Origin of the sequence: Sphingomonas sp. QA11 (genome assembly GCF_028473665.1) — a bacterium.
In the GTDB taxonomy this organism is placed as follows: Bacteria; Pseudomonadota; Alphaproteobacteria; order Sphingomonadales; family Sphingomonadaceae; genus Sphingomonas; species Sphingomonas phytovorans.
This window is the reverse complement of the sequence record NZ_CP098774.1, coordinates 1,382,133-1,406,855: the sequence shown is the minus strand read 5'-3', so window position 1 is coordinate 1,406,855 and position 24,723 is coordinate 1,382,133. Positions and strand designations below refer to the sequence as shown.

General features: G+C 65.1%; 21 protein-coding genes. 10 read left to right on the top strand and 11 right to left on the bottom strand.

Translation table 11 applies throughout. The annotated features are described in order from the left end of the window. Positions 1-95 precede the first annotated feature (95 nt). The gene (locus NDN01_RS06430) at positions 96-1,115 is read right to left on the bottom strand and encodes a GlxA family transcriptional regulator (RefSeq protein WP_272626540.1); all 1,020 of its coding nucleotides are present in this window, start codon (positions 1,113-1,115) and stop codon (positions 96-98) included. 133 nt (positions 1,116-1,248) lie between these two features. Here NDN01_RS06430 and NDN01_RS06425 point away from each other — a divergent pair, with 133 nt between their 5' ends. After that, positions 1,249-2,076, top strand: coding sequence for an alpha/beta fold hydrolase (locus NDN01_RS06425; protein WP_272626539.1), 828 nt, complete (start codon positions 1,249-1,251; stop codon positions 2,074-2,076). Positions 2,077-2,378: 302 nt separating this feature from the next. On the opposite strand, the gene NDN01_RS06420 is transcribed toward NDN01_RS06425, so the two are convergent. Further along, positions 2,379-2,849 (bottom strand): nucleoside deaminase, encoded by a 471-nt coding sequence (locus tag NDN01_RS06420; protein ID WP_272626538.1) that lies wholly within the window; start codon positions 2,847-2,849, stop codon positions 2,379-2,381. Further along, entirely contained in the window at positions 2,846-4,294 is a 1,449-nt protein-coding gene (locus NDN01_RS06415) for an amidohydrolase family protein (protein ID WP_272626537.1), read from the bottom strand. Before NDN01_RS06415 ends, NDN01_RS06420 begins: the two co-directional genes overlap by 4 nt. Before the next feature lie 49 nt (positions 4,295-4,343). Here NDN01_RS06415 and NDN01_RS06410 point away from each other — a divergent pair, with 49 nt between their 5' ends. Continuing rightward, complete coding sequence (locus NDN01_RS06410) at positions 4,344-5,249, top strand: LysR family transcriptional regulator (protein WP_272626536.1); 906 nt, start codon at positions 4,344-4,346, stop codon at positions 5,247-5,249. Between the two features lie 93 nt (positions 5,250-5,342). Here NDN01_RS06410 and NDN01_RS06405 read toward each other — a convergent pair whose 3' ends face one another. Continuing rightward, the gene (locus NDN01_RS06405) at positions 5,343-5,942 is read right to left on the bottom strand and encodes a CGNR zinc finger domain-containing protein (protein WP_272626535.1); all 600 of its coding nucleotides are present in this window, start codon (positions 5,940-5,942) and stop codon (positions 5,343-5,345) included. A gap of 79 nt (positions 5,943-6,021) precedes the next feature. On the opposite strand from NDN01_RS06405, the gene NDN01_RS06400 reads away from it, so the two are divergent. The 4 genes from NDN01_RS06400 (at position 6,022) to NDN01_RS06385 (ending at position 9,947) form a co-directional block, all read left to right on the top strand. After that, positions 6,022-6,534 carry a lipocalin-like domain-containing protein gene (locus NDN01_RS06400; protein WP_272626534.1) on the top strand — a complete coding sequence of 171 codons (513 nt, stop codon included), beginning with the start codon at positions 6,022-6,024 and terminating at the stop codon, positions 6,532-6,534. A gap of 133 nt (positions 6,535-6,667) precedes the next feature. Beyond that, positions 6,668-7,375 (top strand): SDR family oxidoreductase, encoded by a 708-nt coding sequence (locus NDN01_RS06395; protein WP_272626533.1) that lies wholly within the window; start codon positions 6,668-6,670, stop codon positions 7,373-7,375. Continuing rightward, positions 7,372-9,174, top strand: a complete 1,803-nt coding sequence (locus NDN01_RS06390; RefSeq protein ID WP_272626532.1) for a DUF885 domain-containing protein — start codon at positions 7,372-7,374, stop codon at positions 9,172-9,174. The genes NDN01_RS06395 and NDN01_RS06390 overlap by 4 nt, the downstream gene beginning before the upstream one ends. Next, positions 9,174-9,947, top strand: a complete 774-nt coding sequence (locus NDN01_RS06385) for a class I SAM-dependent methyltransferase (RefSeq protein WP_272626531.1) — start codon at positions 9,174-9,176, stop codon at positions 9,945-9,947. Before NDN01_RS06390 ends, NDN01_RS06385 begins: the two co-directional genes overlap by 1 nt. 75 nt (positions 9,948-10,022) lie before the next feature. Here the strand turns inward: NDN01_RS06385 and NDN01_RS06380 are convergent, their stop codons facing one another. Genes NDN01_RS06380 through NDN01_RS06365 form a run of 4 tightly spaced genes read right to left on the bottom strand, consistent with a single transcriptional unit; the run spans position 10,023 to position 16,500 of the window. Next, entirely contained in the window at positions 10,023-10,670 is a 648-nt protein-coding gene (locus NDN01_RS06380) for a hypothetical protein (RefSeq protein ID WP_272626530.1), read from the bottom strand. Between the two features lie 3 nt (positions 10,671-10,673). Further along, a complete protein-coding gene (locus NDN01_RS06375) occupies positions 10,674-12,062 on the bottom strand; it encodes an efflux transporter outer membrane subunit (RefSeq protein WP_272628053.1) in 1,389 nt (462 codons plus the stop codon). A 29-nt stretch (positions 12,063-12,091) separates the two neighbouring features. Further along, on the bottom strand, positions 12,092-15,283 hold the full coding sequence (locus tag NDN01_RS06370) for an efflux RND transporter permease subunit (protein ID WP_272626529.1): 3,192 nt from the start codon (positions 15,281-15,283) through the stop codon (positions 12,092-12,094). After that, positions 15,280-16,500, bottom strand: coding sequence for an efflux RND transporter periplasmic adaptor subunit (locus NDN01_RS06365; protein ID WP_443025199.1), 1,221 nt, complete (start codon positions 16,498-16,500; stop codon positions 15,280-15,282). Before NDN01_RS06365 ends, NDN01_RS06370 begins: the two co-directional genes overlap by 4 nt. Positions 16,501-16,632: 132 nt before the next feature. Between NDN01_RS06365 and NDN01_RS06360 the strand changes: the two genes are divergently transcribed. The 4 genes from NDN01_RS06360 to NDN01_RS06345 are packed head-to-tail and all read left to right on the top strand — an operon-like array spanning position 16,633 to position 20,180. Further along, positions 16,633-17,307, top strand: a complete 675-nt coding sequence (locus tag NDN01_RS06360; protein ID WP_272626527.1) for a response regulator — start codon at positions 16,633-16,635, stop codon at positions 17,305-17,307. An 8-nt stretch (positions 17,308-17,315) separates the two neighbouring features. After that, positions 17,316-18,608 (top strand): sensor histidine kinase, encoded by a 1,293-nt coding sequence (locus tag NDN01_RS06355; RefSeq protein ID WP_272626526.1) that lies wholly within the window; start codon positions 17,316-17,318, stop codon positions 18,606-18,608. A gap of 44 nt (positions 18,609-18,652) precedes the next feature. Then, the gene (locus tag NDN01_RS06350; protein ID WP_272626525.1) at positions 18,653-19,546 is read left to right on the top strand and encodes an NAD(P)-dependent oxidoreductase; all 894 of its coding nucleotides are present in this window, start codon (positions 18,653-18,655) and stop codon (positions 19,544-19,546) included. Continuing rightward, positions 19,533-20,180 (top strand): 2-hydroxychromene-2-carboxylate isomerase, encoded by a 648-nt coding sequence (locus tag NDN01_RS06345; RefSeq protein ID WP_272626524.1) that lies wholly within the window; start codon positions 19,533-19,535, stop codon positions 20,178-20,180. The genes NDN01_RS06350 and NDN01_RS06345 overlap by 14 nt, the downstream gene beginning before the upstream one ends. Before the next feature lie 58 nt (positions 20,181-20,238). Here the strand turns inward: NDN01_RS06345 and NDN01_RS06340 are convergent, their stop codons facing one another. Genes NDN01_RS06340 through NDN01_RS06330 form a run of 3 tightly spaced genes read right to left on the bottom strand, consistent with a single transcriptional unit; the run spans position 20,239 to position 24,707 of the window. Beyond that, the gene (locus NDN01_RS06340; RefSeq protein ID WP_272626523.1) at positions 20,239-22,140 is read right to left on the bottom strand and encodes a glycoside hydrolase family 2 protein; all 1,902 of its coding nucleotides are present in this window, start codon (positions 22,138-22,140) and stop codon (positions 20,239-20,241) included. Continuing rightward, the gene (uxuA, locus tag NDN01_RS06335; RefSeq protein ID WP_272626522.1) at positions 22,133-23,338 is read right to left on the bottom strand and encodes a mannonate dehydratase; all 1,206 of its coding nucleotides are present in this window, start codon (positions 23,336-23,338) and stop codon (positions 22,133-22,135) included. The genes NDN01_RS06340 and uxuA overlap by 8 nt, the downstream gene beginning before the upstream one ends. A gap of 58 nt (positions 23,339-23,396) precedes the next feature. After that, complete coding sequence (locus NDN01_RS06330; RefSeq protein ID WP_272628051.1) at positions 23,397-24,707, bottom strand: alpha/beta hydrolase family protein; 1,311 nt, start codon at positions 24,705-24,707, stop codon at positions 23,397-23,399. Positions 24,708-24,723: the final 16 nt, after the last annotated feature.

The following is a 24,723-nucleotide window of genomic DNA, read 5'->3' as shown; positions in this document are numbered from 1 at the left end:
GCTTTCCGTCGTGTCAGCCATAGCGCCATATCGGATCGCGCATGAAATAGACCGCTCGGCATGCCCCCTCCCGGGCCACGGCTAGCGGGCCGACGTCACGCGGCCGCGGAAGCTGTCTGATCGGCTCCGAACCGTCGCCGATAGTCCCCCGGCGCCAATCCAACCACCCGGTTGAAGACCCGGCGGAAGGCCGTGGTATCCTCATACCCGACCGACCATGAGACCTGGTCGATCGGACGCTTCGTGAACTGGAGCAACTCGCGCGCCTTTTCCATCCGTACGCACTGGGCATATTCCGTAGGTTTGGTGCCGGTGGCTGCCTTGAACCGTCGCAGGAAGGTGCGCTCCTCCAGTCCCGCCTCTCGCGCCATGTCAGCCACATTGACCGCGCGCGCGCCTTTGGCTTGCAGCCAGTGCTGGACCTTCAGGATCGCCTCGTCACCATGCGTCAGCCGAGGGGCGAAGCTGCCGAAGTGGCGCTGCTCGCGCCCGCTCGCATCGACCAGGAAGAAGCGGCTGGTTTCGACCATGATGCTCGGACCGAGAAGGCGGTCGATCAGGCGCATGCCAAGATCGGTCCAGGCCATCAATCCGCCGGCCGTGATGATGTCGCCATCGTCGATCACAATCTTCCCTGGCTCGACCTTGAGGTCGGGAAAGCGGGTCTGCAAAAGGTCAGCGAACATCCAGTGGGTGGTCGCGGATCGCCCGGAGAGAAGTCCGGTCTCAGCCAGCAGGAAAGCGCCACCGCAACTGGACGCCAGAACCGCCCCACGCGCGTGCTGCGCCGTTAGCCAGCGCGCGAACGGCACGGCTTCCTCTGTGGTTACTGGGCCAGATAGTCGCCCCGGTACGACGATGATGTCGGGGAAGCCGTCAACGCCTGGATGAGTGTCGTGGCTACGATCGAACTCGCCAGCTTCGTCGGGCGACCAATGGCTCAACCGCAACGCCTGCCCACCGCGCGACAGGGAAAAGTCGCCGGCTGTAACCAGCATATCGGTCATGCCATGGACCATCGCCGACTGGCAGCCGCGATAAAGCAGGATGCCAACCTCGATCTCCGGGTGCGTCCCTCGCGGCTGAACGTCGGCAGCGTGGTCTTTGACGGTCATCGCACGATCACCCGATTGTCAGTTTTGGCTCCGTTTTTGTCGGAACCGCCGATCCCGATGCTGCCGCATCCGCCGTAGCTATTCAATTGCGGGATGGAAGCAGCTCCTCCCGGTCAAACGAGAGGCTAGGACGATGGCAAAGGTCACCACCGCAGACGGCACCGAGATCTTCTACAAGGACTGGGGTCCCAAGGACGCGCAGCCACTGTTCTTTCACCACGGCTGGCCGCTGAGCGCGGACGATTGGGACAGCCAGATGATGTTCTTCCTCGCCAAGGGGTATCGCGTCATTGCCCATGATCGCCGCGGCCATGGCCGGTCGAGCCAGACCGCAGAAGGCCACGATATGGACACCTATGCCGCCGACGCTTTCGCCGTGGTCGAGAAGCTCGGCCTGACCAACGCCGTTCACATCGGTCACTCGACCGGTGGCGGCGAAGTCACTCGCTATGTCACGAAATATGGCAAAGGCCGCGTCGCGAAAGCCGTGCTGATCAGCGCGATCCCGCCGGCCTTCATGCAGACCGAACGCAATCCCGATGGCGTGCCCAAAGATGTGGTGGACGGCCTTCGCGACGGCACCGCCAACCACCGGTCGCAATTCTATCAGGACATCACGATCCCATTTTACGGCTTCAACCGCGAGGGCGCGACGGTGTCGCAGGGCATCCGGGACAATTGGTGGCGCCAGGGCATGATGGGTGCAGCGATCGCCCAATGGGAATGCGTCAGGGTGTTGTCGGAGACCGAGTTCTATGACGATCTCGCCGTGATCGAATGCCCTGTCCTGGTAATGCACGGTGAAGACGATCAGATCTGTCCCTTCACGATCACGGGCGCGCGCTCGGTGAAGCTTGTCAGGGATGGCCGCCTCATCTCCTATCCCGGATTACCGCATGGCATGCCGACCACGCATGCCGATATCATCAATCGGGACCTTCTCGACTTCATCCGGAACTGATCCGAACAACATTTCCCGGGAAACAACGGGTCGAGGGTGAAGCGCCTACCCTCGACCCACTCCTGTCTGACTCGAAGGTCATAGTGGAATGGCCGCTTCTAGGATCGACGGCTGCACCCTTGGGCAACAACCATCGGCGGACCGGGGTGTCCGCCGCACAAGCCGCCTGCCCGAGAGCCAGACAACGGCGATCTCCGATCATCTCGCTGATGGGCGATGGCTGCATCGCCCGATCAATTCCGGCTGGCACGTGACGCTGGGCATCTCGTCGGCAAGACAATTGCTCCAACCCTCGCATCGGATCAGTGCCGGGTGCGCCACCAGTCTGCATAGACCCCAGGCTCTGCCGCACCGTCCATCGGCAGGTGGCGAATGATCATCGACTGAGCGTCGAATGGCCGTGCGAGATCGGCATAGATCGCGGCGGTCGAGAGGCCGAACGGCTCGGCTTCCTCATTGGTATAGGCGAAGGACACTCCGGCCACCCCGGCCATCCGCATCGCCGCCATGCACATCGGGCATGGATGGCCACTGGCATAGACCGTGCACCCCGAAAGGTCGGCCGAACCGAGCTTCCGGCTCGCAGCCCGGATCGCGCCCAATTCGGCATGAGCGGTGGGGTCGTGGGTGGCGATGATCTCGTTGACGCCGGTCGCGATGATTGCGCCGTCCTTCACTACCACCGCGCCGAACGGCTGGCCGCCACATGCGACGTTTTCCCGCGCCAGATCAATCGCAGCGCGCAAGAACCGGTCGTCGTCGCCCGTCGTCACTTGGCCATTTCCGCGTCCCAGCGCGCGACCTTCGCCCTGGCCTCCGCCAGCAGCCGGTCGAGCGCCGTGCGATCCTGCACCGCGCCGCGCAGGATCACGGTGTCGATGCTCTGCGTCGCGCTGATGTCCTCAAGCGGGTTGCGATCGAGCAGCAGCAGATCGGCCTGTTTGCCCTTTTCCACCGAGCCGTAACGATCGAGCACGCCGAACCATTTCGGCCCCGCCCGTGTCGCGGCGGCAAGCGCCCCGGCAGGGCTCAGCCCGTTCTTCACATAGAGTGCCAGTTCCTGATGGAGCGCCAGCCCAGGATAATCGAACGAATTGAGGAAGCCCGCGTCGGTGCCGGCCATGATCGTCACACCCGCCTTCTCCAGCATCGGCATCACTGCCGCCGTCTTCTGATATTGCTGGTGCCGCGCCTCGATCTCCCCCGGCGTCGCCTTCGCGCTGCGGTCGATGCGCCATTGATAGGTCTTGCGGATTCCCGGCCCGATAAGGCCAAGGAAAGCATCCTTGGAATGATCGTCGCTGTCGAGATAGGCAAGCGTTCGTTCGATATTGAGCGTCGGCGTTACGAACACGCCGCGGTCGCGCAGCCTGGCATAGGAAGCCATCGCGGTCGCCGGGTCGAAGCCGGCGGCAAGCTCGGCCTGTGCCTGCGCGCGATCGATGCGGCCGGCGCCGAAATCGGCCGCGATCCGCGCCTCGTCCTTCACGCCCGCTTTATAGGCGTAGCTCAGATGCTCGATCGAGCTGATCCCGGCATCGACCGCCTGCCCTACCGTGAGCGCCATCGGAATATGGCCCGAAGCGCGCAATCCCGCCGCACGCACCTTGCCGACCGCGTAGAGGAACAGTTCCGGCTTCAGCGTGCTGTCAGTGATCTTGACGAAATCGACCTTAAGCCCGGCCAGCTTCGCCACCGCAGCGTCGACATCGGCTTCGGAACCGGTTTCCAATGTGCCCTTCCAGACGGGCTTGATCCCCTCGATCTTCGGCCCGGAGGTGAGCAGTCGCGGACCAAACAGCTTGCCGTCAGCGATCTCCTGCCGCCAGCCAAGCACATCATAGGGCATGTCGCCCGCGCAATCGCGGATAGTGGTGATGCCATAGGCGACGTAGAGCGGCAGCAGCGCCTTATTCTCCTCGGCCAGGTCCGGACCGCCACCGAAATGCATGTGCATGTCCCACAGGCCGGGGATCAGGAAGCGGCCCTTCCCGTCGACCTCACGCCCTGCCCCCCACGCCTTCGCTACCTCCGCGTCGTCGCCGACCGCGACGATCTTCTCGCCGCGGGTCGCGATCGCCTGATCGGGGATAGTGCGGGCATGTTCGACGTCGATCACCGTGGCATGCCGGATCAGGACATCGGCCTGTTCCCGCGCCCCGGCCTGGAACGGCTGGAGCAGCATGGCCGCCGACAACATGATGCGAGCAATCTTCACCTGCGCCACCCTTCTTTGATCGCGCAAGACTTATCGCCGACAGGCACTCATGCGCAAATTAGATGTTTTGATGCACATCATCCACTATGTGAATGTCGTCATGCTGGACCCTCGTCTTCTTCAGGCCTTCGTCGCCATTGCCGAGCACGGCGGCTTCACCAGTGCCGCGACCGCGCTGAACATGACTCAATCGACGATCAGCCAGCAACTGGCGCGACTCGAGGAAGCGGTGGGCCAGCTATTGATCGACCGGAGCGCTCGGCCCGTCGTGCCGACGCCGGCGGGCGAACGGCTGCTTGGCCATGCACGGCGTATTCTTGCACTGCAAGCGGAGGCGGCCCACCTGCTCGCCGACCCCGCCGGCTCGCATGCGGTGGGTATCGGCGTCGCCGAAGACATCCTGACCCCGGCGATGGCCGGCGTGTTCGCGGCTTTTTCCGAGATGGATCGGGCGATCCGGCTGGACGTGACGACTGGGCTCAGCCGTGATCTCTCGCGCCGGTATCGAAATGGCGAGTTCGACGTGATCGTCGTCAAGGAGCCCTTGGCGAACAGCGACTGCCGAGCATTCTTCGTGGAGCCGATGGCGTGGTTCGAAAGTGCCTCGGCCACCCGCGACTGGCCCGATCCGATCCCCCTGGTGACGTTTCCGCCGGGCGCCCTCTATCGCGAAGAGATGTTCGAACGGATCGAACGCGAAAAGCGACGCTGGTACATCGGATTCACCGGCAACAGCCTGTCGAGCGTTCTCGTGGCCGTCGAGGCCGGCATGGGGATATCGCTTCTGCCCTGTCTGTCGACCCACGGGCGAGACGTCCGCATCCATCGCGCTTTGGGTGAAGAGCAACCGATGGCCGTCGCACTCTACGCCTGGGAAGCGAGCGGCCGTATTGGGCAACTCGTCGCCGAGATGGTTGCGCTGCTGGCCTGGAGAAGCGCCCAATACGGGTCGTAACGTCTCGCCGGACGACTGGCTCGACCAACGACACCCCCATCTCCCCCATATCGGGGTTGCGACGCCAACATCTTCATCGCCCCTGCCCAGCGCTCACGCGTCAGTCCGCGCCTTGCGTTTGCGGCTGCGGAATTCGGCGACCTTGGCCTTGTTCCCGCACCCCGACATCGAGCACCAGCGCCGGTCGCCCGATCGCGACGTATCGACAAAGAACAGGGTGCAGGTCGGCGACTGACATTGCCGGATGCTACCGGCCATCTCGCTTCCGAACAAATAGATCGCCTCGCGCGCCAGCGTCGCGAGCAGAGCGCTGGCCGGCCCGATCATTCCGATCGTGCCTTCGGGCGACAAATGGGGAATCGCCGGCGGATTGGCGGCGATCGCGTTGACGATTTCGCGCGCGGCGGAAGGATCCGTCCCCTCCGAAAGCCGGGCGTTGGCCAGGGCATAGATTGCCTCCCGCAAGGCGTGCGCCAGCGCGAGATCCGCCTCGGTTGTTTCGGGGACCGTCGGGGTCAGGCCAGCCGCCACCAGCCAGCGCGCCAGATCCCCCGGCGCCTTCAGCAATTCTCGCGGTGCTGGCTTCAGTCGGGCCTGCAACGTCGCTGGCAAATCGATCGCACTATGTCCGCCACGAAACCGGAAGCCATCGCGCTCATCGGCCGGATGTCCATGATTTTTGGCCTGCATCATGTAACCCCATTGACAGGTTTCTTATCTCGGAGCAATTGGTAACCTCATTGACAGGTTACGCATTCAGTGGAGGAATGAGATGAGGTTGCCCTATGCCGTCGCTGCCGTTCTGGCCGCGACCCTCGCGATGCCGACCGCCACTCAAGCCCAGGACCTAGCTTCGCTTCAGGGCAGATGGGTAATGGACTCGGCTTACGAGATTCATGCCGACGGGAGCCGGACCACCAATTATGGCGAGCATCCGAAGGGTTTGCTGACGGTCGACTCGTCCGGGCACTATAATCTGCAGATCTTCAGGATCGGCCGACCCGTTTTCGCCAGCGGCGATAAGGCCAAGGGGACGCCCGAGGAGTATCGCGCAGCCGCGCTCGGTTCGAGCACGCATTTCGGCACGGTGGCGATCGACCGCACCAGGCACCAGCTCGTCTTCATGGTCGAGGCAGCGTCCTTTCCCAATTGGGAAGGGAAGACTCAGGTACGCGATTATACGTTCACGGACGGCGTACTGACCTACGCCGTTCCAGCCAGCGCTTCCGGCAATGGCACGACCGCCTATTCCGTCTGGCGGCACATCCCGGACGCTGTCCGGTGAGAAACGGGGCCACCAATCTGGCCTGGATCGATCACCACACCCGTTTTTCGGCGAGCGTCGCCGACAGCGCAGCGGCTCTCGCAAGGGAGCATTGTGCCAGCGCCTGGCGGGCAGATCCAATACGCGCAGGGAAATGATCCTGATGACCGGGACTTTGAAAAATCAAACCGTCGTCGTGCTTGGCGGCAGTGACGGAATCGGTGCCGCAGTCGCCGAATTGGCAAAGGTCGAGGGCGCTCACGTCGTGGCGTTCAGCCGCTCGGGCGGCGCCCCCGACGGCATCGAAGGAAAGGCCGTCGATGTCACTGACCGCGTGGCGCTCGCCGCGGCATTGCAGACAGTCGGCGCGGTGGACCATCTGGTCTATACCGTGGGTAGCCGGATGGGGTCGGCGCCTCTCAAATCACTTGGCGACGAGGTGCTGCAACATACGTTCGAGACCAAGTTGTTCGGTGCTGTCAGGGCGGTACGCACGGCGCTGCCGTATCTGGGACCGGCCGCCTCCATCACCTTCACGTCGGGGCAGGTGTCGCGCAAATATGGTGTCGGGACGTTGGTGAAGGGCACGGTCAACGCAGCTGTGGATGCCGCGGGCCGTCATCTCGCCAAGGAACTCGCGCCACGTCGAGTCAACGTCATCAGCCCAGGTGTCGTCGACACGAGCCTGTGGGGTGAAATCGGGTCGGAAACGCGCGCCGCTACCATCGCGCGCGTGTCAGCCTCCCTGCCCGTCAGGCGGATTGGTGCGCCACGGGAACTGGCCCAGGCCTATCTGTTCGTCATGACCAACGGCTTCGTCACCGGGGCGCTGATCGACGTCGATGGCGGGGGCCTTTTGTGAAACGGTCCCTGCGCATCGTCGCTGCGCTGGGATCTGCGGCCATATCGCTCAGTGGGGCGACGGCCGCACAGCCCGATGCGCGTATCGATGCGTTCCACAAACTGCTGTCCGAGCAGTGGGAGCATCAGCTCCAGGCGAATCCCGAAGCCGCTACGCTATTGGGCGATCGCCGCTACAATGATCGATGGACCGACGCCTCGCTGGCGCATGCCCGGTCGGAACGCGGCGCGACGGCGGCGTTCCTCAAGCGATTTGCCGCGGTGGATACCACCGGCTTCTCCAGCGAGGACAAGCTCTCCCATCTCCTGATGGTCCGCCAGTTGCGGACAACGCTGAAAGGATTCGATCTCAAGCTCTATGAGATGCCGATCTACCAGTGGCGCAGTTCGACGCCCCTGGCGCTCCCTACTTATGCGGCCGATTTCCCGTTCGACACCGTCAGGGACTATGACGACTATATCACGCGCCTGAAGCGCATCCCCACGGTTCTGGATCAAACGGTCGAGGTGGCGCGACAGGGCCAGCGCGACAAGCTGATACCGCCGGCCTACCTGCTGAAAAAACTGGTCGCACGGATCGACGGCCTGGTCGCGCCATCCGGCACGGACAGCATCTTCGCCCAACCACTGACCCGCTTTCCGGCAGGCATACCGTCGGCAGCGCGAGATCGCATCAGCACCGAGATGGTGACCACCATCGAGGAGGTGGTCAGGCCCGCCTATCGACGTTTCAACCGCTTTCTGGCGAACGACTACGCGCCCCACGGTCGCGCCGAACCCGGTCTGTGGAGCCTGCCGAACGGCGATGCGATCTATCGGTATCTGGCCGAGCAGCAAACGACGACCACACAATCCCCGGAACATATGCACAAGGTCGGGCTGGCCGAGGTTAGCCGGATCGAGGCGGAAATGACCCTGATCGCCAAGGGGCAAGGTTTTTCGGATCTGACAAGCTTCCGCGCGGCGTTGAAGACCGATCCCAGCCTTCATGCCTCCTCACGCGAGGATATGTTGAATCGGTATCGCAGCTTCATCGCGCAGATGAAGCCCATGCTCCCCAAATTGTTCGGAACCTTGCCCAGGACCGATCTGGTTGTCGTGCCAGTTCCCACCTTCCTCGAATCCGCCGCGCCGATCGCCGACTATCATCAAGGGACGCCGGACGGATCGCAGCCCGGCAGGGTTTACGTCAACACCGCCAATTTCGAGACTCGCTCAACGCTGTTGCTTGAATCGGCCGCGTATCACGAAGGCGTTCCGGGGCATCACCTGCAATTTTCGATCGCCCAGTTGCTGCCCGGTTTGCCGCCCTTTCGGCAACAGGCTGACTATACCGCCTATATCGAGGGTTGGGCGCTCTACGCCGAGCTGGTGGGCAAGGAGGTCGGATTCTACAAGGATCCGCTGTCCGACTATGGTCGACTGTCCAGCGAACTGCTTCGCGCCGACCGGCTCGCGATCGATACCGGGGTTCACTTCAAGCGTTGGACGCGCCAGCAGATGGTGGATTTCTTCCACGCCCATTCCGGCGAGGACGAAACCCAGATTCAGGCGGAAGTCGATCGCTTCATCTCGATCCCTGCTCAGGCGCTGTCCTACAAAATCGGCGAGCTCGAGATCCTCGAACTGCGCGAGCGCGCCAGGTCCCGGCTTGGCAACCGGTTCGACATCAGGGACTTTCACGACCGGATCATCGGCGACGGGGCACTGCCGCTGGACGTGCTTGAGACGCGCATCGATGCCTGGATCGCCGGGACTCTAACCACCCTACCCGCTTCACCACGAAAGGATCGATTCTGATGAACCGCCTTGTTTCTGGCCACAGCCGCATGCTGTGGACCGTCTGCCTTGCCGGCGCCGTTGCGGTCACCGCATATCCAGCCCTGGCGCAGCGCGAAGGCTCCACTCCCGTCGCCAGCACGGCCGCCACACGCCCCGATGCCGATAAGGCGCGCGACCCGGACCGCAAGCCGACGATCATGATGCAGTTCGCCAAGGTCAAGCGCGGTCAGACCGTGGTCGATTACCTTCCCGGCAAAGGGTATTTCACCCGGCTGTTCAGCGATGCCGTCGGTCCCAAGGGAGCGGTATATGCCGTATGGGACCAGATCCTGATCGACCGGCTAAAGGGCAAGCCGCTTCCGCCGTCGGTTTCCGGAGAGCCTGGACGCAGTAACGTCCATGACGGCGTCGCCAATGCCGATACGCTGGGCGTGCCCGGCAAGGTCGACCTGGTCTGGACCTCCCAGAATTATCATGACGTCCATAATTGGGCAGGCGCACAGGGCACGGCCGCGCTCAACAAGGTGATATTTGCCGCCCTCAAGCCAGGTGGCCTCTATGTCATCGTCGATCATGCCGGAACGCCGGGACTCGACGATGCAGGCATGGCCAAAGTGCACCGGATCGACGAGACATTGGTTAAAAGCGAGGTAGAGGCGGCCGGGTTCGTGCTCGACGGCGAGTCCTCGGCCTTGCGCAACGCCGCCGATCCCCGAACCGCCGCGGTTTTCGATCCCGCCATTCGCGGAAAGACCGATCAGTTCGTCCTGCGCTTCCGCAAGCCCCGCTGACCTCCGCCCCGCTCGTGGAAATCATAGCTCGGCCGCAGCCTGCGGCACGGCCGCCGGCTTCAGGCGCTCCACTCGCTATCCCGAGCGGGTAACCCAGATGCGGTCGTGCCCCAGATCGAAGATCACCCGGGCGTGCCTGAAGGCGTAGAGTCCAACCGTCGGCCGAGGTCCGTCCGTCACTTCTGTTTTGGGGACCTCGACGCCCCCGACCTTCACTGCGTTCGCGGGCCCGAAACCGGGAGCGGTGACGCCCCCGACACTGGAGAGATCGAGGCGCGCGCTCAGCGGCGCGCCACCATCCGCCGCAATGTTCACCGACAGCGTCCCGTCAGGTTCGTGCCTGATCACGATCGGCTGGGAACGACGTTCCAGCCGGCGCGCTTCGCTTGCCGAAAGCGGTTGCAGCACATGATGGGCGAAGTCGATCTCGATCGGGTTCTCGTCGAGCAGGTCCTGCCCGATCCGCAATGCCGCATCCGGGCCGGGCTCTGTTTCGACCGCCGCGACCCTTGCGCGAAATGACTCGGCACGGAGATGAATTGCTACGTCGGGACCGCCACCCCGCATCTTCACATGCTCCGCCAGCTCGGGAGTCATGGCCGAGGTGGCAATGCCCGGCGCAATCGAAACGCTAACCGTCTTTTCATCGACTCGTCCGTGCAGCAGCAATGCCGCCCCAACCAGAATGAACTTGCCGCTGGTCGCCCCGATCACGCCCGCCATGATTCAATTCTCCACGACACCGCCGCCCGCAGCCTGAAACATCGCGACGGTGTCCGTCAGGCGTGCTGCACGGGCCTGAATGAGCTGACCCCGCGCCTGCGCATCGGCGGCGGTGGCGTTGAGCAAGGCGAGCGTGCCGACATCCCCCAACTCTAGCTGGCGTCGAATGAACCCCAGCGCACGCCCCGATGCGTCGCTCGCCCGCGCGGCGGCATCGAGCGCATCCGCGTCGGTACGCAGGCCCGTGAGCGCGTCGGCGACGTCGCCAAAGGCTTGCAGGACCGCCGCGCGATATTGCGCCTTGGCACCGTCCAGCGCGGCTTCGGCCGCATGCTGTTGGTGACGCAGCGCGCCCGCATGGAATATCGGCTGGGTGACACCGCCGACCAGCGACCAGAATGGATTGCCGCCCTGGAACAGGTCGAACAGATGCTGCGCGGCGCCCCCGGCGCTCGCGCTGAGCTGGATATTGGGCAGCCGGGCCGCAATCGCCAAGCCGACATCGGCGCCCGCCCCTTCCAGTTGTGCGCGCGCTGCCCGGATATCGGGCCGGCGCGCAACAAGATCGGACGGCAGCGCCAGCGGCAGGTCGTGCGGCAGGGCAAGGGCACCGAGGTTCGGCAAAGGCGGCAGCTCGACGCCCGCCGCGCGGCCGAGCAAGGTACCGATCACGACGCGCTGGTGCGCCTCCGCCCGAACCAGCGCCGGAAGCGCGGCCTCGGCGGTCGCCAGCGCTGTCTGCTGCGTGGCGATATCGGCCGCGCCGACCGCGCCGAGCCGCTGGCGTTGAAGCAGGTTCCGCAGGATATCGCGATTGACCGACACGCTTGTCTCGCCCGCCGCAACCTGGTCGGCCAACGAAGCGCGCTGGATCACTGCCTGCACGAGGTTGGCGACCACCGCGGCACGGGCCGCCTCGAGCCGATGGCGCTGCACCTCGGCAGCGGCGCGCGCCGAGCGGATATGGGCACGTGTCCCACCGAACAGGTCGAGTCCGTAGCTGACCGTCACCTGCGCGGTGTGCAGCGTGTAGAGATATTGCGATGAATCGGTGACCGCAGGCGCAAGCGCGTTCGAGACACGTGTTCGCTGCGCCTGGTAGCTCGCATCGACCTCCGGCAGAGCCGCACCGGCGGCCGCGCCGGCCTGCTCCCGCGCCTGGCGCAGGGCGGCATCGGCGACGGCAATATCCGTTGCGTGCGCCAGTGCCTCATCCACCAGCGCCATGAGCTCCGGCGACCCGAAGGCACGCCACCAGTCAGCTGCGACCACGGTATCCGCGGTCACCTGTTCCGGGCCCGCTTGCGGCGCGAAGCGTTGCTGCGGTTGCAGCGGAGGCAAGGTAACCTTGGGGTCGAGATCGCGCGGGCCCGCTGCGCAGGCGGTGACCATCAGCGCGAGAAGCGGAAGGAAGAGAGGCTTCACGTCCGAACCTCCCCATGATCGGCTTCGGGCGATGGCAGGTGACCGACATCTCGGCCATGCGCGCCCCGATATTCCGGTGCCACGCGCCTGGAAAAGCAGTCGATCAGCACAGGCAGGACGAGCAGGATGAGAAGCGGTGCCAGTGTCATCCCGCCAACCACGACCAGCGCGAGCGGCTTCTGCACCTGGCTGCCGATGCCATTCGACAAGGCAGCGGGAAGCAGGCCGATCGCCGCGACGAGACAGGTCATCACCACCGGGCGCAGGCTGTGCCGCACCGTCGTCGCCAACGCGTCCCGCCGCGTCATGCCTTCGTCGATCGCATGATTATAGGTCGTGACGACCAGGATGCCGTCCATCACCGCGATGCCGAACAGCGCGACGAACCCGATTGCCGATGAAATGCTGAACGCCGTCCTGGTCAGAGCGAGGGCGAGCACACCGCCGACGATCGCCATCGGAATCGCGGAAAAAGCAAGAAGGCTGTCCCGGATCGAACCGAAATTGGCGTAGAGCAGCAGCAGAATCAGCAACAGGCTGACCGGGACGACGATTTCGAGCCGGGCGACGGCGTTGTTGAGATTGTCGAGTTCGCCCGCCCATTCGAGATGATAACCCGAGGGCAGATGCACGTTGCGGGTGATCCGCGCCCTCGCCTCGTCGACCGCCCCACCGAGATCGCGCCCGCGCACCGAGAATTTTATCGGGATGTAGCGCTCCTGATGCTCGCGGTAGATAAAGGACGCGCCCGATGTCAGCCGCACATCCGCCACTTCGGACAGCGGAACCTGGATCGTACCGCTGCCGTTCGGCGCGGGCGCGCCAACGGTAATGCGGCGGATCGCGTCGACTGTGTCGCGCTGTTCGGGGCGCAGGCGCACGACGATGGGGAAGTGCCGGTCGGTGCCCTTTTCGTACAGCTCGGCGCTGGACTGTCCCCCGATCGCCGCCGCCACCGTCGCATTGATGTCGTCGGGTGTCAGCCCGTAACGCGAAGCCCTGGCACGATCGATGTCGATCCGTACGGTCGGCTGGCCGAGCGACTGGAACACGCCGAGATCCTCGATCCCCTGCACCTTTGCCATCTCGGCCTTGATCGCATCGGCATATTTTTCGAGCGTCGGCAGGTCCGGCCCGAACAGCTTGATCGAGTTCGCGCCCTTCACGCCCGACGCCGCTTCCTCGACATTGTCCTCGATATATTGCGAGAAGGAAAAATCGACGCCGGGATAGCGAGCCTGCAATTTACTGGAGAGTTCGGCCGTCAGCGTCTCCTTGGTCACACCGGCGGGCCAGGTACCGAAGGGCTTGAGCGGCACGAAGAATTCGGCGTTGAAGAAGCCGGTGGAATCCGTGCCGTCGTCGGGGCGGCCATGCTGCGAGAGCACTGACTCCACCTCTGGATATTGCGCGATCATCCGCCGCACGCCGTTGACCACGGGCTGGCCAGCCTCGAGGCTGATCGAGGCCGGCAGGCTCGCGCGGATATACATGTTGCCTTCTTCCAGATGCGGCAGGAACTCGATGCCGAGCGACCGCACCCCGACGACCGCCGCGCCGAGGAGCAGCAGCGCACCACCAAGGGTCAGCACGCGGTTGGCCAGCGCGAAGGCGGCCGCTGGCTCGTACCAGCCCCGCAACCGGGCGACGATGCGGGTCTCGACCTCCGACAATTTGTCCGGCAGCAGTAATGTCGCCAGCACCGGCGCGACGGTGAAGGTCGCGATCAGCCCGCCCGTGATGGCATAGGCGTAGGTCTTGGCCATCGGCCCGAAAATATGCCCTTCGACCCCGGCCAGCGTGAACAGCGGCAGGAAGCTGGCGATGATGATCGCCGCCGCGAAGAAGATCCCGCGGCTCACTTCGTGGCTGGCGCCAAGCACCGCCGAGAAACGGCTGGCCATGGTGTAGTGGCCGTGCCCGTTTTCGACATGCGCCGATCGTTCGACCATGTGGCGGAAGATATTCTCGACCATGATGACGCTTGCGTCGACGACCAGCCCGAAATCGAGTGCCCCGACTGACAGCAGGTTCGCGCTCTCGCCCTGAAGCACCAGGATCAGGATCGCAAAGGCGAGCGCGAACGGGATTGTCGCCGCGACGATGATCGCGCTGCGCAGATTGCCGAGAAACGCCCATTGAAGAATGAAGATCAGCAATATCCCAGCGAGTAGATTCTCCAGCACGGTATGGATCGTCAGGCGAATGAGATCGGAGCGGTCATAGACCCGGTCGAGATGGACGCCGGGTGGAAGCGCGCCAGATGCGTTGATGTCGGCGACCTCCTTCTGCACTGCCTGGATCGTCGGCATCGACTGCGCGCCGCGCTGCATCAGCACGATGCCCTGCACGATGTCGTCGCGGTCGTTGTAGCCGGCGATGCCGAGCCGCGGGGCATTCCCGATCTGAACATGGGCGACGTCCTTCAGCAGGATCGGCTGCCCGTTCGCCGTGCCGACCAGCACATTCTCGATTCCGGAAACTGACTGGATAAGCCCGACCCCGCGCACGATCGCGGCCTGCGCACCGAAATTGATCGTCTGCCCGCCGACATTGCCGTCGCTTTTGCCGAGCGCGGCGAGCACCTGCCCGACCGAGACGCCGTGCGCGGCCAGCCGGTCATTGTCGATCACGACGTCATAGGCGCGAAGCTTGCCGCCCCAGCCGGTCACGTCGATGACCCCGGGAATGCGCTTGAAGCGACGTTGCAGCACCCAGTCCTGCAGCGTCTTCAGGTCCATCACCGAATAGCCGGCCGGCGCGCTGAGCTTATAGCGATAGATTTCCCCGACCGGGCTCGTCGGCGACAGCGTTGGCTGCGCGCCCCCGGCGAGCGGTGGCAGTTGCGAGAGGCGGTTGATGACCTGCTGCTTCGCGGCCTCGTTGGTCAGGTCGTAGCTGAACTGTATCTTGATGTCGGACAGGCCGAACAGCGAGATCGCGCGGATCGCCGTCAGGTGCGGGATGCCCGCCATGCCGACTTCGATCGGGATGGTGACGTTTCGCTCCATCTCCTCGGCCGAAAGCCCCTGAGTCTGCGTGACGATCTCCACCATCGGCGGGACTGGATCGGGATAGGCCTCGATATTGAGGTTCCAGAAACCGACCACGCCCGCGAGCAACATCGCGGAGAAGATGCCGACGATCAGCAGGCGCTGGCGCAGCGAGAACTCGACGATGCGGTTCATTCGCCAAGACCCGCCTCGTTCACGAACAGCGCCCCGGCCGTGACGATGCGCTCGCCGGGCCTGAGGCCGGCCAGCACGACGACCGCACCGTCCTGCGCGTCACCCGCGGTTATGGCGCGTGCCTGCAACAGGCCATCGGAGCGAACGACCCAGACACGCGCGGAATCCCCCTCATGGATCACGGCAGCGGCGGGGACGCGCAAGGCGGTGCCGCGCTGCGGCCGCTGGATCGAGAAGCTGGCGAACATCTGCGGCTTCAATGCGCCATCGGGATTGGCGATGGTCGCGCGCACCGGCAACCGATGAGTCTGCGGATCGAGAGCCGCCCCGACGAGATCGATGGTGGCGTGGAAGCTGCGCCCGGGAAGCGCGGGCGTCGTTACCGTCACCACATCGCCGAGATGCACCCCATTGGCATCGCCTTCGGCGATCTGCGCGATCAGCCACACATGCGACGGGTCGGTGATCGTCATCACCGGCTTGTCGCCACCTTGCGAGACATATTGCCCGGCCGAGACGTCGCGCGAGGCGATCAGCCCCGCGATCGGTGCGTGCAGCGTGGTGCGATCGTGGATGCCGGAGACTTCGCCAGCCCCCTCAAGCTGCCCGATCTCACCGGGCGACTTGCCGAGGATCGCGAGCTTGTCGCGCGCCGCGCCGAGCGCGGCCGCCGTGGTCCGCGCGCTGGCCTGCGCCGCGACCAGATCTGTCTGCGCCTGAAGATAGTCCTTTTGGGCCCCGCCCGCGGTTTCGAATATCTGGCGCTGCCGCTCTGCGTTGCGCGTCGCCGTCACGAGTTGCGCCTGCGCGTTCTGAAAGGCGGCGCGGGCGGCGAACAATCCGCTGCGCGCATCGACGAAGTCGCTCGTCTTGACCAGCAGCAGCGGCTGGCCCTGCCGCACATATTGACCCGCATCGGCGAGCACGCGCACCACTTGCCCGGCATAAGGCATCAGCACCGGCGTGCTGCGATCGCCATCGACCGTGATTGCCCCGCTCGCCAGGGTGCGGTCTTCCGATGCAGCATAGCCGACCCGGATCGTCTTCAGCGCGGCCATCTGCTCCGCCGTCGGCCGGAAAGTACCCGGCGGCGTGGCAGGAGGGGCGACCTGATCGTGACGCGTCATGCTTCCGATCGCCAGCCACAGCACGACGATGCCGACGATGACAGCCACGGCGATGACAAGCCAGCGCACCTGCTCGCGGCGCGGCAACATTTGTATCGTGGGCAGCGGGTGCGGCGATGATGGAGCGTGCATCGGAGGGCCTGTTACGGTGAGGGCTGGCACCCCTAGGCAGGCTCGCTTACAGCGGGCTTACAAATTGCTGCGTTGCGGAAGAGCGAGACGATGCGGATCCTGCTGATCGAGGACGAAGACGCGGTGGCAATGCCGCTCGTCGACGCCTTGTCGCGGCGCGGATTGACGGTCGATCGGGCACGTACCAGCGAGGAAGCCGAGGCATATCTCGAAGCGATCGACTATGCGGCCGTCCTGCTTGATCTGGGCCTGCCCGACGAAGACGGTATCTCGCTTCTCATGCGGATGCGCGCGCGCGGCGATGCCCGGCCCGTACTGGTTCTGACCGCACGCGGCTCGATCGACGCGCGCATCCTCGGCCTGAACGAGGGGGCCGACGAATATATGGTCAAGCCCTTCGACGTGGACGAACTATATGCCCGCCTTCACGCGATCCTGCGGCGGCGCGACGGCTATGTCGGGAAATCCCTCCGTTGCGGCGCGCTCGAGTTCGACGTCGAGACGCGCATGGCGTATGTTGAATCGCAAGCGCTCAGCCTGTCGGTGCGGGAAACCGAGTTGCTCGAATTGCTGTTGCGCCGTGCAGGCAAGGTCGTGCCGAAACGCATCGTCGAGGACCAGTTGTTCGGCCTGGATGGCGATCTCGGCTCCAACGCGGTGGAAGTATATGTCCACCGCTTGCGCAAGCGGCTCGAGGACTCAGCGACCCGGGTCCGGATCGAAACCGTGCGCGGCGTGGGCTATATGATCGTTCCGGTCGCATGAGATTGACGGTGCCTCGCTCGCTGCTCGGGCAGTTCGTCGCACTGCACGTGGCGGTTGCACTCGCGGCAGCGATCGCCCTCTTATGGAGCGCCTCCGCCCTGCTCCACCAGACAGCCGATCATTTCCAGCGCAACCTGCTGCGTCGGCAAGCGGCGCTATCCGCCGCATCGGCGGGCCCGGATACGCGCAATGCGCAACCCGTCGTGCTGACCAACGGCATGGCGGTCAGCACGATCGGGGCCGACCGCCGCGTGGAAAGATCCTATGGTCCGGCGCGTCCGGAAATACTGGCGGTGGCGCCGCTGGACGGGACAGCGCATTTCTTTCGCAGCGGTGTGGTCGAGGGCTATAGCGTGCCCGTGGGGAGCGGCTGGATCGTCGTTTCGCAAGACGATGCCGACCCGGCGGTCGTCACCGACGATATCGTGCGTAGCTTCCTGCCCAGATTCGCGCTGATCTGCCTGCCGATCGCGGCGCTGGTTCCTCTGATCGGGGCGCTGATCGCGCGGCGCATGACGCTTCGGATGCGCGCTGTCTCAGCGATCGCCGCGACGATCGGCCCGCGATCGCTCAACACCCGCCTGCCGAGCGGCCTTCTCCCGGTCGAGGCCGAGCCGTTGGCGGAGGCGACCAACGCCGCGCTCGACCGCCTGGCCGCCGCGATTCATGTGCAGGCGGCATTTGCCGCCGACGTCGCGCACGAGTTGCGCACGCCACTTGCCGTCGTCCGCCTTCGCGCCGATGCCGTCGCGAACCCGGAGGTCCGCACGGCGATGATGTCGGCGGTGGATCGGGCGGCCCGTGTCATCGCCCAGTTGCTTGCGCTCGCCGAGATCGAGCGCCCGATCGAGGATGGCGGAACCTCGGTCGACCTCCATGCGCTGGCGGAAGGCGTCGTCTCCGACCGCGCGCCCGGGATCATCGCGTCCGGCCGCTCGATCGCGCTTGAACGCGCGGACACACCGGCACGGGTACGCGGTTACGCCGAGGCACTGACACTGGCGCTCGAAAACCTCATCGACAATGCCGCACGCCACACGCCCCCCGGCACCGCGATCGTGGTCAGCTCTGGCCCGGGAGCGCTCATCGCGGTCGGCGACAATGGCGATCCGATCCCGGAGGCGAATTTCGTTCGGCTCAAGGACAGGCTGTGGCGGGGCGCGGGGGCGAATATCGAGGGATCCGGGATCGGCCTTTCGATCGTCGAGCGTGTCGCGCATGCCCATCATGGCGCGCTCACGGTGCACCGCGGATCGGGACAACGTGGCCTCGTCTTTCTGATGGCGCTTGACGATCTGTAGGACGGCACGAGCCACAGGCAGCGGATGTGCGAGACGAGGACGAGATGGAACTGACGGGATTCATCGGCCTGGGCGTCATGGGCCAGCCAATGGCGATCAACCTGGCGCGCGCCGGCACCAGGCTCATCGTCTGGAACCGGACTGCCGAACGAAACGACCCATTGCGGGCGGCCGGCGCGGCGGTGGCCGACAATCCAGCCGCCCTGTTTCGCCAGGCGCGGATCGTGATCCTGATGCTGGCTAACGAAGCAGCGATCGACGTGGTCCTCGGTCGCGGCACGCCTGACTTCGCGGCCAATGTGGCAGGTCATGTCATCGTCCAGATGGGCACGGTCCCTCCCGGCTATTCCCGAGACCTGGGCATCGAGATCAGCAGTGCCGGCGGCGCTTATGTGGAAGCGCCCGTTTCCGGTTCACGCAAGCCGGCCGAAGCCGGAGAACTCGTGGCAATGCTCGCCGGCGACGAGAGCGTCATGGACGAAATAAGCCCGCTGCTGGCACCAATGTGCCAGGAGATATTCCGCTGCGGCTCGGTTCCGGGTGCCCTGACCATGAAGCTCGCCGTCAACAGCTTTCTCATCACCATGGTCACTGGTCTGGCTGAGGCCGCTCACTTCGCTGAATGCCACGGCCTCGACATGAAGCAATTCCGCGCGATTCTCGATGCCGGGCCGATGGCGAGCAGCGTATCGCGTATCAAGCTCGCCAAGCTGGTCGAGCAGGATTTCGACGTGCAGGCGGCGATCTCCGACGTGCTCAAGAATGCCCGGCTGGTCGCGGATGCCGCGCGCGAGGCGGAGATTGCGTCGCCGCTGCTGGATGCCAGTCACCTTCTCTACCGCGAGAGCGAGGAACTGGGGCATGGTCGCCTCGACATGGCGGCCGTGATCCGCGCGATTGAGGCACGAACCAAAGGAAGCAACGATGAGCGGCCGTGACTGCGACTGGTATTTTGATGTCATCTCCCCATTCGCCTATCTCCAGTGGAAGACTCGCGGCCGGCTCGGCGACCGCGTTCGCCTGGTTCCCGTTCCCGTCGTGCTCGGGGCATTGCTCGGCCATTGGGAACAGAAGGGACCAGCGGAGATCGCCCCGAAACGCCTCCACACCTATCGGACATGTCAGTGGCGCGCCGACACGCTCGGCATCCCGTTCCGCTTTCCGCCGGCCCATCCGTTCAACCCGATCGCAGCGTTGCGCCTGATCGTCGCGCTCGATGCGACGCCTGCAGTAGTTGACGCCCTGTTCGATGCCGCCTTCCGCGACGGGCTGGACGTTTCGGAACCCGATATTCTCGAGATCATCGGGAACAGCCTTGGCCTCGAGGACGTCGCAGGCGCCATCGCCCAGCCCCATGTCAAGAACCAGCTGCGGGCGAACACCGACCGCGCGATCGAGCGCGGCGTATTCGGCGTTCCGACGATCGCAGTCGGCGACGATCTGTTCTGGGGCGACGACAGCACGGAGATGCTGATCGACTTCCTCGACAACCCCGCCCTTTTCACGACCGGAGAGATGGCGCGGCTCGGGTCTTTACCTACCGGCGTAACGCGCCCGCAAAAGCGAAGCTGAAGCGAAACTATCGCGGGAGGAGCGTCGGACTTCGCCCCTCCCCCCGTCCGGCCCGTCGTCAGCGGCTTACCGCACCATCCTTGGCAGCGTAGTAATTCGCCAGAACGTCGAATGCCTGCTTGCGCTGCCCGGTTTCCGAGATGAGCCCCTTGCGGTTCCAGCCCTGCTGAAAATCGGGATTCTGCCGGCGTGGAGAACGGAAGTCCTTGAGGATCCATGGCGACATGCCGCGCAGCGTCGGCACAGAATCCGCCATCTTGAGCGTCGCGCGATAATAGTCCGCCTGATATTCTTCCGAGAATTTCTGCGGCCCGGTCAGGTCGTGGAACCCGGCCCGGGCGTCGGCGCCGAATTCGGAAAAGACCAGCGGCTTGTCGGCGGGCACCTGCCAGACGCTGGCGGGAAGATCGGTCAGCCGGTCGTTGGTATACCAGCCATTATACGTATTGATTGCCAGCACATCCAGCACATCGGCGAGCGGATCGGCCAGGGTCATCGTGGGAGTCTTCGCGTCCTTCGAACGCTCGACCAGCAGCGCCGCGCTGACCAGCCTCGTATCGTCGAGGCGGCGGACATCGCCGACGAGCGTGCGGAGGAAGGTGTTGCGCGCCTCGGTGACGGGCGTTTCGTTGGCGACGCTCCAGATCCCGATCGACGCGCGGTTGCGATCGCGCAGGATGTTCTCCGCCAGCATGTTGCGCGCGGTCGCCAGCGTGTCCGGATTGGACCAGGCGACCAGCCAGTAGACCGGCACCTCGCTCCACACGAGCAGACCGAGTTCGTCGGCGGTGCGCGTCATCATCTCGGTGTGCGGGTAGTGCGCCAGGCGGACATAGTTGCCATGCAACCCGTCCTTGATCTCGCCGAGCAGGGCCCGCGCCGCCGCCGGGCTGATCGCCCGGGTCGGCTCGCTGCCCAGTTCTTCCTCGTGCAGCGAGATACCGCGCAGGAAGATCGGCTTGCCGTTGAGCAGGATGTCCGGACCGCGCACCTCGATGGTGCGGAAGCCGATGCGATCGCGCCACTGGTCGTCGCCGGTCGCGATCGTGACGTCATAGAGCTTGGGACGTTCGGGTGACCAGCGGACCATCGCGCGCGGCGCGGCCATGGTCGCGCGCCAGTTGCCCGCGGCGTCGGTGGTGCCGGCCTGGTCGAGGCCAAGCTCGGCAATACGCAGCCTGACCGCACGGTTGGCCGCCTGCGGTCCGTCGAGATGCACATCGACCGCCATCCGGCCGTCTCGCGTCAAACGGACCCAGGCGTCATCGACATAAGTGTCCGGCGTCGAGATCAACCGCACAGGCCGGGTGATCCCGCCATAATTTTCCCAGTCGGTGACGGGCGGGGGCACGGTCGCCTCGGTCGCCTGCGAATCCACGCCGACCGTGATCTGGTTGCTGCCGTCGCGCAGCAATCGGGTGACCTCGAAAGCGAAGGGCGTGAAGCCGCCTTCGTGCCGCCCGACCGGCTGGCCGTTGAGATAGACGACGGTCGTATAATTCGCCGCGCCGAAGCGGAGGAAGGTGCGCCCCTTGCGCTGCGCCGGCACCGGAAAGGTGCGCTGATACCACATGAGCCCCTGATAATAGCGAAGCTCAGGCGCCTCGGTCAGCCAGGACGAGGGCAATGTGGTGATCGGCGAATGGGCGAGGTCGAATTCATAGAGGACCCGGCTGTCCTGCGCCATTTCCTTGCGCACATCGACATCGCGGTAGCGCTGCTGGCCGCGATCGGGCGTTTCACCGTGGAAGCCGGCGAGGCCGGAGCGGTACGGATCGATCGAATAATGCCAGGCGCCGGACAGGTCGGTCCCCTGGCGCATGTCGGCCGAGACAAGCAGCGGCCCGCTCTGCGCCGTCGCCTTGGGCAAGGCGGGCGCGGCGGCCTGCTGCGCGGCTATGGGAGTTGCCCACAATGCGGCGACGGCGATGAGCCATCCGGCCTTCATTCCTTCAAGCACATCCGTCTCCCGTTTCTGTTCGTGATGATCTTCCGGGTGTCGCGTGTGCGATCCCGCGTTCGAGCCCGCGCAGTTCAGCCAGCCCCCGCATGCGGCCAAGCAGCGAATAGCCGGGGTTGGTCGCTTTGGTCAGGTCGTCGAGCATCTGATGGCCATGGTCCGGGCGCATCGGGATCGAGCGGCCGCTGCGCTGCTGCAACCGATGGACCGCCGCCACGATCCCGGCCATCCCGGCATCGCCTTCGAGGTGGGCCGCCTCGTGAAAGGCATCGTCCGGCTCGCGCTGCACGGAACGCAGGTGCAGGAAACCGATCCGGTCGCCCAGCCGCTCGATCATGCCGGGCAGGTCGTTGTCGGCCCGCACACCAAATGATCCAGCGCAAAAGCACAAGCCGTTGGAAGGATTGGGGACTCGGGCGAACAAGGCGGTAAGATCGGCCTCGTTGCTCACCACGCGTGGCAAACCGAAGATCGGGAAGGGCGGATCGTCGGGGTGAACGACGAGCCGCAACCCGAGTTCATCGGCAACGGGGCACACTGCGGCAAGGAAGTCGGCATGGTTGGCGCGGAGGCGCTCGGCGTCGATATCGGCATAGGTATCGATCGCGGCAAGGAGTTCGGCGGAGGTGAAGCTCTCCTCGCTGCCCGGCAGTCCGGCAATGATCGTCCGCTCGAGCCCATGGCGCGCCGTTTCGTCCATCGCATGAAAGCGGCGCGTCGCGGCCTCGACCATGACGGGCGCATAACTGGCATCGGCGCCCGGCCGGCGCAGGATGTGGAGGTCATAGGCCGCGACCGCCTCCAGCTCGAAGCGCAGCGCCAGCGCCCCATCGGGAAGCGGCCAGGCAAGATCGGTCCGGGTCCAGTCGAGGATCGGCATGAAATTATAGGTGACGGTGGTGATGCCGCATGCCGCGAGATTGCGCAGGCTCTCGCGATAATGATCGATCAGCCGGTCCCATGCCGCCCCGCGCGTCTTGACATCCTCATGCACGGGCAGGCTCTCGACCACGGTCCAGCCCAGCCCACCCCGCTCGATCTCGCGCTTGCGCGCCGCGATAGCCTCGCGCGTCCAGACCTCGCCGTTGGCGACCTCGTGCAATGCGGTCACGACCTCGGTCGCACCCGCCTGGCGGATATCGCGCAGCGAGACCGGATCGGGTGGACCGAACCAGCGCATCGTCTGCGTCATGAACATATACTGGCACTCCCTTGCCGACATCCGCGTCATGCGATGGCGACCTCTTGCTCGTAGTCTAGGACGCAGGTTTGAACTCGAATGACATGCCCGACGCCTTGTTCGGCTGGAATCCCTTCCACAAGGTCGCCGCCGGGGGGCCGGGACTGTAGCCGGCATAACGACCCGGCGGTGCGCCGGCCCAGATACCGTCGTTCGAATTGGGCACGAGCCCATCGATATAGGCTGCCCTGCTTATGTCGCCCTTCACGTAGCGCTCGAGAAACGCCGTGATGAAATGCGTCTCGATCGCCATCAGCCGATCCTTGCGCCACACCGAATCCTCGAACCAGTCCTTGTCCCAATAGTCCGCACGCATTTCCGGCGGCGCGCCGATCAGGCCGATGCTGTGCCCGGCCTCACGGAAGGTCAGCAGATACCGTGCCGCATGCACCTCGTCGTCGAACAACGTGCGGACGCCAGGATCGTAGCCGACCGTGTGATCCTGGCTGCCGACGATGAACAAGGTCGGCGCGCGGATCGCCTCGACACCGGGCGGCGCCCACATGTCGGCGCCGCGCACCGCGCGAGGCGGGGCGATCGCGACCACCGCCTTGAGACCGGCGACCTTGAGCTCGCCCGCCCTGGGCCCACCGGCGATATAAGGCGCGAGCACATCGCGGGTGGCAGCGGCCAGGCCGGGATCAAGTGGCGCGCCGGCCGCGGTGAGCACGCCATAACCGCCCATCGAATAGCCGATCAGCGCGGTACGGTCGGCATCTGCGGTGGCGAATGGCCCCTGCCCTGCCCGCGCCCGACGCTGCGCCTCCGCGGCGACGAACACGATATCGAGCGGTCGCCGGGCGATCGGGCCTGCCGCGGCGGCCGCGGTGCGGACGGTGATCGGCGGGTCGCGAAAGGCCGGCGCCACGACGACATAGCCCTTGCTCGCGAGATTCTCGCCGAGCCAGGAAAGGACCTCCGGGGTGTTGCTATAGCCATGCGCTAGGATGACGAGCGGGAAGCGCCCCGCGGCAGCACGCGCGTCCGGCGAGGCTATGCCGGGAACGGTGAAGGCGATGTCGGAACCATTCTTCCCCGGCAGCGCCGACCGGTAGAGTGTGCCGCCTCCCGCCGCTGCGGCCGGATACCAGATGCTGAGCGGCAGATGGCGATCCACCGTGGCGGGCCTGTCCGCCCCCTGCAGAGGGTCGAGCTGGCCGGGTTGCACGAACTCAACCCTGGCAACGCCGACCGGATACGAGCCGAGCGCGGCGAGTTCCGGCGCATCGACACCGGGTTTCGCCGGCGCATCCTGGGCAGGCGGGCTCGCGGCCGACAACATTGCCGCGGCGCCCACCATCGCCAACGGCAGCGCAAAACGAAACATCACATTGCCCCCGATC

Coding starts and splice junctions, on each gene's coding strand:
- NDN01_RS06385 (WP_272626531.1), top strand. CDS start 9,174: ATGAACCGCCTTGTTTCTGGCCACAGCCGCATGCTGTGGACCGTCTGC.
- NDN01_RS06365 (WP_443025199.1), bottom strand. CDS start 16,500: ATGTTGCCGCGCCGCGAGCAGGTGCGCTGGCTTGTCATCGCCGTGGCT.
- NDN01_RS06395 (WP_272626533.1), top strand. CDS start 6,668: ATGATCCTGATGACCGGGACTTTGAAAAATCAAACCGTCGTCGTGCTT.
- NDN01_RS06405 (WP_272626535.1), bottom strand. CDS start 5,942: ATGATGCAGGCCAAAAATCATGGACATCCGGCCGATGAGCGCGATGGC.
- NDN01_RS06350 (WP_272626525.1), top strand. CDS start 18,653: ATGGAACTGACGGGATTCATCGGCCTGGGCGTCATGGGCCAGCCAATG.
- NDN01_RS06380 (WP_272626530.1), bottom strand. CDS start 10,670: ATGGCGGGCGTGATCGGGGCGACCAGCGGCAAGTTCATTCTGGTTGGG.
- uxuA (WP_272626522.1), bottom strand. CDS start 23,338: ATGTTCATGACGCAGACGATGCGCTGGTTCGGTCCACCCGATCCGGTC.
- NDN01_RS06400 (WP_272626534.1), top strand. CDS start 6,022: ATGAGGTTGCCCTATGCCGTCGCTGCCGTTCTGGCCGCGACCCTCGCG.
- NDN01_RS06375 (WP_272628053.1), bottom strand. CDS start 12,062: ATGGTCACCGCCTGCGCAGCGGGCCCGCGCGATCTCGACCCCAAGGTT.
- NDN01_RS06360 (WP_272626527.1), top strand. CDS start 16,633: ATGCGGATCCTGCTGATCGAGGACGAAGACGCGGTGGCAATGCCGCTC.
- NDN01_RS06345 (WP_272626524.1), top strand. CDS start 19,533: ATGAGCGGCCGTGACTGCGACTGGTATTTTGATGTCATCTCCCCATTC.
- NDN01_RS06370 (WP_272626529.1), bottom strand. CDS start 15,283: ATGAACCGCATCGTCGAGTTCTCGCTGCGCCAGCGCCTGCTGATCGTC.
- NDN01_RS06425 (WP_272626539.1), top strand. CDS start 1,249: ATGGCAAAGGTCACCACCGCAGACGGCACCGAGATCTTCTACAAGGAC.
- NDN01_RS06330 (WP_272628051.1), bottom strand. CDS start 24,707: ATGTTTCGTTTTGCGCTGCCGTTGGCGATGGTGGGCGCCGCGGCAATG.
- NDN01_RS06410 (WP_272626536.1), top strand. CDS start 4,344: ATGCGCAAATTAGATGTTTTGATGCACATCATCCACTATGTGAATGTC.
- NDN01_RS06430 (WP_272626540.1), bottom strand. CDS start 1,115: ATGACCGTCAAAGACCACGCTGCCGACGTTCAGCCGCGAGGGACGCAC.